Annotated in this window: 9 protein-coding genes and 2 pseudogenes; 6 read left to right on the forward strand and 5 right to left on the reverse strand. The window is 45.4% G+C overall.

What is annotated here, in order from left to right; translation table 11 throughout:
* Positions 1 to 21: 21 nt before the first annotated feature.
* The gene (gene ahpC, locus AC559G_RS18810) at positions 22 to 585 is read right to left on the reverse strand and encodes an alkyl hydroperoxide reductase subunit C (RefSeq protein WP_438597227.1); all 564 of its coding nucleotides are present in this window, start codon (positions 583 to 585) and stop codon (positions 22 to 24) included.
* Positions 586 to 809: 224 nt separating this feature from the next.
* Between ahpC and AC559G_RS18815 the strand changes: the two genes are divergently transcribed.
* Positions 810 to 1,214, forward strand: a complete 405-nt coding sequence (locus AC559G_RS18815; protein ID WP_498913859.1) for a TonB family protein — start codon at positions 810 to 812, stop codon at positions 1,212 to 1,214.
* On the opposite strand, the gene AC559G_RS18820 is transcribed toward AC559G_RS18815, so the two are convergent.
* Together AC559G_RS18820 and AC559G_RS18825 are read right to left on the reverse strand one after the other, a co-directional pair.
* Positions 1,184 to 1,807: a glutathione S-transferase family protein gene (locus AC559G_RS18820; protein ID WP_498913861.1), complete on the reverse strand. Its 624-nt coding sequence runs from the start codon at positions 1,805 to 1,807 to the stop codon at positions 1,184 to 1,186. The two genes, AC559G_RS18815 and AC559G_RS18820, sit on opposite strands and share 31 nt — an antisense overlap.
* Positions 1,808 to 1,918: 111 nt before the next feature.
* Positions 1,919 to 2,758, reverse strand: a complete 840-nt coding sequence (locus AC559G_RS18825) for a GGDEF domain-containing protein (RefSeq protein ID WP_498913863.1) — start codon at positions 2,756 to 2,758, stop codon at positions 1,919 to 1,921.
* Positions 2,759 to 3,074: 316 nt separating this feature from the next.
* Between AC559G_RS18825 and AC559G_RS18830 the strand changes: the two genes are divergently transcribed.
* A complete protein-coding gene (locus AC559G_RS18830) occupies positions 3,075 to 3,464 on the forward strand; it encodes a nuclear transport factor 2 family protein (protein ID WP_498913865.1) in 390 nt (129 codons plus the stop codon).
* A gap of 249 nt (positions 3,465 to 3,713) precedes the next feature.
* Positions 3,714 to 4,622 (forward strand): arsenic resistance protein, encoded by a 909-nt coding sequence (locus AC559G_RS18835; protein ID WP_498913867.1) that lies wholly within the window; start codon positions 3,714 to 3,716, stop codon positions 4,620 to 4,622.
* A gap of 127 nt (positions 4,623 to 4,749) precedes the next feature.
* Here AC559G_RS18835 and AC559G_RS18840 read toward each other — a convergent pair whose 3' ends face one another.
* Positions 4,750 to 5,358 (reverse strand): hypothetical protein, encoded by a 609-nt coding sequence (locus AC559G_RS18840; RefSeq protein ID WP_498913869.1) that lies wholly within the window; start codon positions 5,356 to 5,358, stop codon positions 4,750 to 4,752.
* Between the two features lie 1,745 nt (positions 5,359 to 7,103).
* Between AC559G_RS18840 and AC559G_RS18845 the strand changes: the two genes are divergently transcribed.
* The gene (locus AC559G_RS18845; RefSeq protein ID WP_498913871.1) at positions 7,104 to 8,267 is read left to right on the forward strand and encodes a multidrug effflux MFS transporter; all 1,164 of its coding nucleotides are present in this window, start codon (positions 7,104 to 7,106) and stop codon (positions 8,265 to 8,267) included.
* Between the two features lie 374 nt (positions 8,268 to 8,641).
* A pseudogene (locus AC559G_RS18850) lies at positions 8,642 to 8,869 on the forward strand (site-specific integrase); the annotation flags it as partial.
* Positions 8,870 to 8,989: 120 nt separating this feature from the next.
* Here the strand turns inward: AC559G_RS18850 and AC559G_RS18855 are convergent.
* Positions 8,990 to 9,154, reverse strand: a pseudogene (locus tag AC559G_RS18855) (NADP-dependent isocitrate dehydrogenase); the annotation flags it as partial.
* Positions 9,155 to 9,625: 471 nt separating this feature from the next.
* On the opposite strand from AC559G_RS18855, the gene AC559G_RS18860 reads away from it, so the two are divergent.
* Complete coding sequence (locus tag AC559G_RS18860) at positions 9,626 to 9,889, forward strand: tlde1 domain-containing protein (protein ID WP_498913873.1); 264 nt, start codon at positions 9,626 to 9,628, stop codon at positions 9,887 to 9,889.
* Positions 9,890 to 9,913 lie beyond the last annotated feature (24 nt).

Genomic DNA, 9,913 nt, shown 5'->3' on the forward strand with positions numbered 1-9,913 from the left:
ATAGCAAAAAAAGCGAGGTAATTAAATTTTACCGACCAGATCCAAAGAAGGAGCCAGCGTTGCGTCGCCTTCTTTCCATTTAGCCGGGCAAACTTCACCTGGATGGCTGGCAACGTACTGTGCAGCTTTCACTTTGCGCAGCAGATCGGATGCATCGCGGCCAATACCTTCTGCAGTCACTTCGATTGCCTGGATGATACCTTCTGGATCAACGATGAAGGTACCACGGTCAGCCAGGCCTTCATCTTCGCGCAGGTTGTCAAAGTTACGGGTCAGTGCGCCAGTTGGGTCACCGATCATCGCGTATTTGATTTTAGCGATAGTTTCGGAGCTGCTGTGCCACGCTTTGTGGGTGAAGTGGGTGTCGGTGGAAACGGAATAGATGTCTACGCCCAGTTTCTGGAATTCTTCGTAGTGATCGGCAACATCACCCAGTTCAGTTGGGCAAACAAAGGTAAAATCGGCAGGATAGAAGAAGAATACGCTCCATTTCCCTTCAACGCTCTTCTCCGTAACTTCAATAAACTCACCATTTTTAAACGCTTGGTTCTTGAATGGTTTGATTTTGGTATTGATCAAAGACATATCTATTTCCTCCGGGTTAATGACAGGAACCAAAGTACAGGGGTTTTAGATAGCTTTCCAATACGTATGCTTTATTGAATCGATAAGTGGAATCTAACAGACAGAATAGCTATGGCCTTTCGATGGGCAGGAATTATGGCTAACATGCTGGTAAGCAACATAAAAATATAGCCTTGGCTCACGGCCAACACTATAATGAAAACCATTCTCAGCAAAGGACTGAAATGATGATCAAACCTCTGATGCTGGCGGCCATACTGGCTTTGCCATTAAGCGCCTGCACATCCCACACGGCACCTCCTGCAAAGCGAGATATCAACAAACCTAAATTACTCAGCGCCAAATATCCACTGTACCCGGCGTATGCGCGGGCTAACGCCCTAACCGGCCATGTTAAATTTGAATACGATGTGGGGGCTGACGGCAAAGTCAGCCAGATACGCATTATTGAATCCCAACCGCATTACCTGTTTGACGGTGCCGTGATCCAAGCGGTCGCAAAATGGCAGTTTGAGAAAAACAAGCCTTATAAAGGCATGGTGCAAACCGTGCGTTTTGTATTGAACCGTCCTGATAAACCAATAACCCATGCGACCAGTCAGGGTTCGCCATTATTGCCATATCGTTGAAAGGCAGGCCGCTGATTTAACAGCGCATAGTATTGATCGATTGCCGGATACGCGGGGCGCTCTATCGGCGACATTTTCCAGCGGTTGACCGACAGCCCTAATACGATATCCGCCAGCGTAAACGCTTCGCCAGTGGCATAAGCGCCGGTTGCCGCCAACTGGGCTTCCAGTATGCCCATATGCGCATTCCAGCCGGCAATGCTGGCCGCAATCGCAGGCTGTTCGCTATACGCTGGGCTTTTCCTCACCAACCCCATGAAGGCATAGCGCCAGGCGTTATTCAGCTCCGTCGCCTGCCAATCCATCCATTTTTCAACCAGCGCACGTTGCCGGGGCGCCACCGGCAGCAGATCATCACGCTGCTCACGGCCAGCCAGATAGCGGCAAATAGTGTTAGATTCCCACAGCACAAAATCATCATCAACGATAACCGGCACCAGGCCATTGGGGTTCAACGCCTTGAAGTGCGCAGTCTGCGTTGAGGTGAACCCCACGCCATAATCTTGCTGTTCATAGCTAATCGTCGCCTCTTCGCACAGCCAAAGCACTTTGCGCACGTTAATGGATGACGACTTACCGAGTATCCTGAGCATAATACGGTTTCCTCAATGGTGGGCCCTAAAAAGCCCATAATGCAGGCTACAACTGAAACGAAAATAGCCGATAGCGGGCATGCCGCTAAGCCCCCCCACCGCTCAGGAACATTAACTGAAACCTGCGCCTGTGGCCCATTCGATTCTGCCGCGGCCATTTTTCTTCGCGCGGTATAGTGCTTCGTCGACCTTTCTAATCAACACATCTTGCGTTTCATCTGCATGTTTTATCCCTAACCCCATGCTGACAGACAAGGGATAATCATTATTCACCAGTATCTTTCTTGCAGAAGCGAGAATCGTCGCCGCAATGGCCTGAGCCTCTTTCTCAGAAACATCGTCAAGAATAACGGCGAATTCTTCACCACCTATTCTGGCGGCAAAAAATTGTTCGCCAATCATGCCGGCAAGCAGCTTACCAAAATTATAAAGCACCTCATCACCGACGATATGGCCGTAGGTATCATTCACTTGCTTGAAAAAATCAATATCAATAATCATTAATGCGATAGTGCCTTTCTTTTCTCTCAGCGTATCAATAAAAAAACGCCGATTGGGGAGTTGCGTTAACTGATCGCTAAAAGATTCGACCCGCGCCGCCATATACATGGCATTGATCTTCCCGATCAGTTTATAAGCGCCAATAGCGACAAATAACATCCCCACCAACCTTGTGGCATCTTCAAGAAAGTAGGCAACCCATTTAGGTTGATAAACGATCTCGTCAGCCAAATCGAAGCTTTGCCCCACAATCCAAAGATAGAGACCAAGGCGGATCCAAAAAGCGGAAATAAGGTTTATCGTTAACCGCGTTACTGCATAAAAAATAAACAAAGGGAAAAGCAACGATAATGTATCGATGTAAAAGCCTGGATTGATTAACGTTTGTGGCCAAGAATTAATAAGATTAAAGTAATATAAATTAAAAACCAGCACCAGGCCGATACTCATGCAGGCAAACCACATCTTAATGTTTATTACTCGCATTGCGCAATAATGCCGGAATGGCCGGCGACCAGACTTCGAAAATATCATATACACACCCGGCGATATTCACTTATTGCTTGATAAATTATCATAATGACTTATTCGCAACAAAACAACGCAGCACTGTCTGCACTCACACAACACAGGGCACTGAATCACTGGCATTTACTCTATTCTTCTGTCGGTTACAGGGTGAAATCCAGAGACAACCGCAATCGCCTACAACTTTACGTCTATGAGGTATATAATGCTAATCTATTGATCATAAGGAGAAGAACCCGTGATACAGTCAGAAATCGTGCAAAACGCCTTAACACAGGTGCTTGGTGCCAATATTGGCGACAAGGCGCTTATTGAAAAGTATTTTTCTCGCGAATACACACAAATTGTTAATGGCATAGAGCTGGATTATCAAGGATTCATTTCCCACATGCTCCACTTAAAAGCAGCGACCAAAAGCATCAGTATCCGCATAGCATCAATTGCCGAATCCGCTGATAATGTACATACCCATCATTTTGTGATGGCAACAAAATCTGATAATACAGTGAGTGAATTTGAAGTATTTGCACGTTTTCGCCTTAAAGACGGCAAAATTATCAGTTGTTATGAGCTGACACGGCAAATTAGCGGCGCATCCGGGGATCAAGATCTGGGCTCGCGGCAGTAGCGCTGCGATAGCGTAAACCTGCATCGGTCAACGTTCTCGGGCTGCGCTATTTTCTTTTTTGTTTAACCCTCGTGGCGGCGGCTTTTACTGCTTTTTTAAAGCGTGTTAATCTTAACATCTTGTAACAAGATGGCTTATGAAAGGGCATATGCCTGCGATTTCCGCTTCGTTTAGAGGGTTAATATTTTGAGCAGGGACTCAATAGAGAAAAATCAGGTCTGGATTTATATCGTTTGTGTGATTGTTGCCATGGCATCAGGTTGGGCGTTGCCACACTTTTTCGAACACCTGAGCGTACTGGTCACCCCTCTTATCGCCATTCTGATGTACGCCATGTTTTTACAGATCCCCTTTCTGGCACTGAAAGAAACCTTCTATGATAAGCGGTTTCTTTTCGCCCTGATGACCGCAAATTTTATTTTTATACCGGTTATTGTCGGCTTGCTAACGCTGGCGATCGCCGACAATACCGCTATTTTTATTGGTGCGCTTTTAGTGCTGCTTACCCCGTGCATTGATTATGTTGTGGTATTCACACATATCGGGAAAGGGAATTCGCGGCTGGTGCTTTCCGCCACCCCCTTGCTGCTGATTCTACAGCTCATGCTGTTGCCGCTTTATTTTAAGATCATCGCCGCCGGGCAGGTTACCATAACGATATCTGTAGAGCCGTTTATCGAAGCCTTCATATTTTTGATTCTCATACCGCTGTGCCTGGCGGTGGTTACCCTCTATCTTGCCAGGAAATCAAAAGCCGTTAACGCTTGGAACAGCGTGTGGGGATGGTTACCGGTTCCCGCGATGGCAGCGGTTTTAGTTGCGGTGATAGGCTCCCAAATTAACACAGTGATAAGAGAAATCACGTGGCTGCTGCCGGTGGTGCCCGTTTATCTGTGCTTCGCGGTTTTGGCGCCATTGGCCGGCGCCTTCGCTGCGCGCCTTTTCCGCCTGCCCACGGCAAGCGCCCGCGCCGTGGCGTTTAGCGCCTCGACGCGCAACTCGCTGGTGGTGCTGCCCCTTGCGCTGGCATTGCCGGAAAATATCAGAGTGCTGGCTGCCGCCGCTGTGATAACGCAAACGCTGATTGAACTGGTGAGCGAAATTATTTACACGCGGGCAATCCCGCACTTTATCCGCCAGCGAGAACCGGCGGCCTGACAAGCATGGGCTCCAGATGGCCAGCCTGGCTGGCATACGCATCTACAGCACAGTTGCAAAAACGGGAGCCGCAGGGTTCCCGTTGAGTTTGTTGGCAACACGGCCAGCTATGCCGCGATGCCATGGGCTAACCGCGGCGGTCTGTTTGCCTATTGGTTGCCAGATACCAACATGTCGACATCAGGCAAAGCAGATAACCAAACAGCTCGGTGCCCTCTTCCACTGCGTTTTTTACCACCCGGATATATCCATCCTGCATCAGTTGCTGCCACAGGATATGCATCCCAAACAGACGCGAAAATATCAAGATGCAAAGCAGACCGGAAAACATCATGCCATAGGCTGGGTGGCGCATAAAAACAGCCAGTTGGTTAACGGCCTCGGCCGTTTTTTTAAGGCCCAAAAACAGGCTCAGAGCGGCAACGGCCAGGGCAAACCACACCCATGAGCCAAAGGCGATCGCATCGAATAGAAAGTCCATTTCACGGATCAGCATACAGCCAAAAAAACCGGCGATTAATACAGAAATACGCGTTTTCTCCTTGTGCCTCACCGCCTGAAAAACGTTTATACCGACGATCACCGCCAAAATGAGCTCTTGAGAAACCTCAGTAATAGACAGTTCTTTCACATCATTGTGCAACCAGTGGATGTCTAAAAATAATGCAACGACCGCAAGCGCCACTATCAATACAGAGAGCAGCAGGAACAGGGACTGTTTAAAAATAAATTTCATGCTAATAGTTTTCATGGTTACAAATGGGATATTCTACTGATTTAACGCCATGAGGATTTGCTATTAGTGCTCATGCCTGCCGAAATAATGCATTAAAAGGCGTGATAAACGCGCTGTAGTCTTTCTAAATCGCAGGAATTGATAACATCATCTTTTTGCAGCAAAAAATAAAAACATTAAACAAAATTATCAATCAAACACCAAATACACACCCGGGTTACACCGTTCACCTACTAGTCGATAGCCACGGCCCTCCCCTGCAATGAAAATTTCTTTTGAAATTTTTTAACTCTTGAATGAACCTATATGAAATACACCCTATAATGCCATGGTTAACACAATGCTACTAGTGATGCATCATTAACCAACCGTTGTATGATGATTATAAAAATATAAAGCATGCCGGACCGTTCACTAATATTCATTTATGGATTATTAACTTTCTTTTTTCTTTATTTAATTATAAAATAATAAAGTCTCCAAAAAGAAGAGAAGAAATACTTGGGTGTTTTATATTCCTTGCATTCATAACTATGGCTGTTTACATCGTTTACTCCGATGATATAGTCAGAAACGTGGGAATATCATTTATTGTATTCTGCACTATCGTTTTATCAATTACCACAATCGATCACGTAGTAGCAAATATTTGTATATCTAAATCTTTAAAAAAATACATATTGAAAACGACCCAAAGATTGATGAAATATTTAAAATAAAAGAAAGTTATTTTTCTCCAGAAGGTCATGGTATGTGATTTGCGCCCCAGACAAAAGCATTGACATAGGAGTAAACTTATTTAAAAAAAGCCCCGGCTCAATAAAAAATTTCATATAAAAACTCTCTGTGGCACATGTAAATATGTTATTCCAGATTATTTTCAAGAAACATTTGATACCATGGACAATTACTTTATCTGCTTATTAAAACCATTTTATTCCCATGAACAAGAAAACAAGAAAACAAGAAAACAAGAAAACAAGAAAATAGTTGACGACTATATATTAAAATTGAAAGAAGAAAGATTCTAGCCGGCCTTATTAAGCCAGTAACAAATTCTGTGTAAATCCGTTATCTTTCTCCCCCAGTCGAGATGATTTTTTCCTGGTCGGTTTATTCGGCCAGGATTGGAGTTGAAGTTCAATATGTTACGCTCGTCCTGCTATTCGCAACCCGGGCATAGGTTCGCTTGTGCTCGTATCACAAATATAGGCATTACACGAGTTGTCAAAGTTATATCTCTCGTCGGATCTATACCTGAAATCACAGGAACAGCTTGATTTTACTAAGTATAAGGAGGAGCATTGGGTAATTATTTTTGGCCTAATACTTGAACAGATTGCCACATTCAAGACTCAACACCGGCTGAGTTGCTACCACCGTGTCTGCAATAATTATGCGTTGTATGCTGCTATCTGCTTGGCGCTGCTCAGTTTCGGGCAGCTAAGCTAGCTCCTGAGAATGGCGGTTCTGCCGTAGCCGGTCAAATATCATTGGTGCATTCAACCTTAACGATATTGTGTGGGCGGCACACCCTATCACCGCATATCTATGATTCAGGACTGGCGTTCGCCGTGAATAAGTATGCCCAGCACCATCTGTTCTTTGCCACAGCAAGACGCTTCCAGGAGGGCGATAAACGAATTATTTGATCATACGTTACCAATATAGCGGGAAAACGGGGCTGCCGTATTAACGACAATTCTTAGATACAGGAATAATCACTTACAGGTTAAAAAGAGTATATGGACAACAAAATTCACGGGCCGCTGTTTCTGGCGATTCTTAGCACGCTAATGGCCTTCGCGTCTCTGTCGACGGATATTTATCTCCCTGCGATGCCGCTGATGGCAAGCGAGCTACAGGGTAATATTGAACTGACTATCACTGGTTTTCTCATTGGCTTTGCGCTAGCACAACTGGTGTGGGGACCGATCAGCGATGCGTTTGGCCGCCGGCTGCCGTTATTTATCGGCATGGGGCTGTTTGTTATCGGTTCTGCCGGATGCGCGCTATCGACCGATATTCAGCAGATTGTCTTCTGGCGAGTGTTCCAGGCCTTTGGAGCCTGTACTGGGCCAATGCTGGCGCGGGCGATGATCCGCGATTCGTTTACCCGCATCCGCGCCGCGCAAATGCTCTCAACGCTACTTTTCATTATGGCGATCGCCCCTATTATCGGGCCGCTGGCAGGAGGACAGATCATCAAGCTCACCAGTTGGCATGTCATTTTCTGGTTACTGGTGGTAATTGGCGGGCTGATGTTTCTCTCATTATTTGCCCTGCCAGAAACGCTACCACCGGAAAAACGGATAAAGATATCTTTGGCGGGCATATTTCATAACTACTCATCGTTACTACGTAACCGTGTGTTTATGCGCTTTACTCTGTGTCTGACCTTTTATTACGTTGCCGCATATGCCTTTATGACTGGCTCACCATTTGTTTATATCAGTTTTTACGGCGTTGATCCGCAATATTACGGCTGGCTGTTCGCCCTCAATATTGTCGGTGTGATGATGATGAGCATGGTGAATCGGCGTCTGGTGTCGCGACATCCGCTGGACAGACTACTGAAAATCGCCGTGGCCGTGGCTGCACTTGCAGCACTGACTTTAGCGCTGGTTTCAAAACTGCAACTCGGCGGTATTGTTGCAGTGGTGGTGACAGTATTCCTATTCTTCTCAATGAACGGCGTCATCGCCGCGACGTCAACGACCGCAGCATTGGATACAGTGCCATCACTAGCGGGTTCAGCCTCGGCACTGATCGGCGCATTGCAATATGGCAGCGGCATTATCTCTTCGCTTTTGCTTGCGTGTTTTCACGATGGCACGCCGTGGACGATGGCATGGATTATGTTAATATTCACCCTATTCAGCGCGGTCATAATCCTGCGTCGTCATTAATAAATCATACTCATAATAACCTGGTCATGCATTAATAATGCCGCAGATATATTCATATGAATATGAGAGCATAAAAAACCTCGCACAAGCGAGGTTTTTTTAAATAAGTTACGTGACCATTCTTATCAAACTAAAGTACAATTTTCTGACCGCGTTAGCATTTTTTCATAAATGTTTTCACGCTCTGTTTCCGGGTCCATTTCAAGCCGCACATCCAGCATTGCCAGGCAGTCCTCAATGAAGTTTCCCCCATGTTCAGCCCATCATCATCACAGCAGGACAGCCTCTTTTTTGAGGTCTGTCAGTGGCAACAGCCTCTTGAAACCTGCAGCAATCGGAGGATAGTCCACGCCGCATCACCTTCGTGCAGTTTGGTTACGGGAAATACGCTGGCAACGAATTTCACTAAGGCCCGAGAAAAGGCAAATATTGACTGGGGAGCGGGAACGCCGGCCACATTTCATGAACAACGGTCTTTATCTGAACGGCTCTATAGCGAACAGAGGCTTAATACCCAACTTCTTCTTGGTCATAAATCCAGAAAACAGACCGATAGTTATCATGATGATCGAGGTAAAAATTGGATAACTGTCGCTATCTGATCGAGCAAACGGAAGGGGTTTTGATAAAACGTTTTGATAATGTTTTGATAAACGTTGCGCTTTTAATAATAAAACAACAGGAGCATTAAGCTCCCGTAATCATTCAGCGCTAAAACACACTTACATGTGTTTAACGATAGCGTCGCCAAACTCTGAACATTTCAGCAGATTAGCGCCTTCCATCAGCCGTTCGAAGTCATAGGTGACGGTCTTGGCAGCAATCGCACCTTCCATCCCCTTAACAATCAGATCGGACGCTTCAACCCAGCCCATGTGACGCAGCAGTAGATACCTTTGTAAACACAACCATATGATTTTAATTGATAAATGTTGTATTTCTAGATTTTAAAATATCAAGTAAATCATGATTAACAGCCTTTGTTTACGCTGTTTTCAACTGAGTTTTGCAGAACGAATAGCTTCAGCAATTCATTCAATCCCCATACCCACATTCGAGGATATGCTCGCCGAAATAGCCGGTAGCGACTCACTGCCCTACATCCCTATTGGATTCAGTGAACATTTCAACGTTGTCCCATTGAAATATGAGCGCTCATCCGCTATGTTTCGACTATGCTAATTCAAAAGAAGTGCTAATGTGACATGGTAGAACTTTTGGCTGACATTGCATTGTGCTTCAAACATTAGTTGTTGGTTCTTGATAGTGTTACTAGCCACCAACTACGAATAAAAATAATCTTTTTTATCATATAGTTTTATGTACCACCATAGGAGTAGAACGCTTTGCAGATATGCATGATGGATTATAACAATCTGTCTCCAGATGGCAGGAGTGTTAAGTTAGAGTGCTACGGGGTTGGCAGTTTCGATGTCTTGTCTGGTATTGAAAAATACATCAATAACCCTGAGTGTTCTGATATTGAGAAGGCAGCAATTCCCCCAGGAACATACTGGATCGTTGATAGGCCCGAGGGGAGTCGTTTTAACCGTATCCGTGCTGAATTAATAGACATCGCTCACCTCTATAAAAATCATCACTCTGATCCTACCCACGAATAGTGGACACGCTGTTAAGCGAGTAAA

The sequence above is a fragment of the Gibbsiella greigii genome, assembly GCF_039540155.1.
GTDB lineage: Bacteria > Pseudomonadota > Gammaproteobacteria > Enterobacterales > Enterobacteriaceae > Gibbsiella > Gibbsiella quercinecans.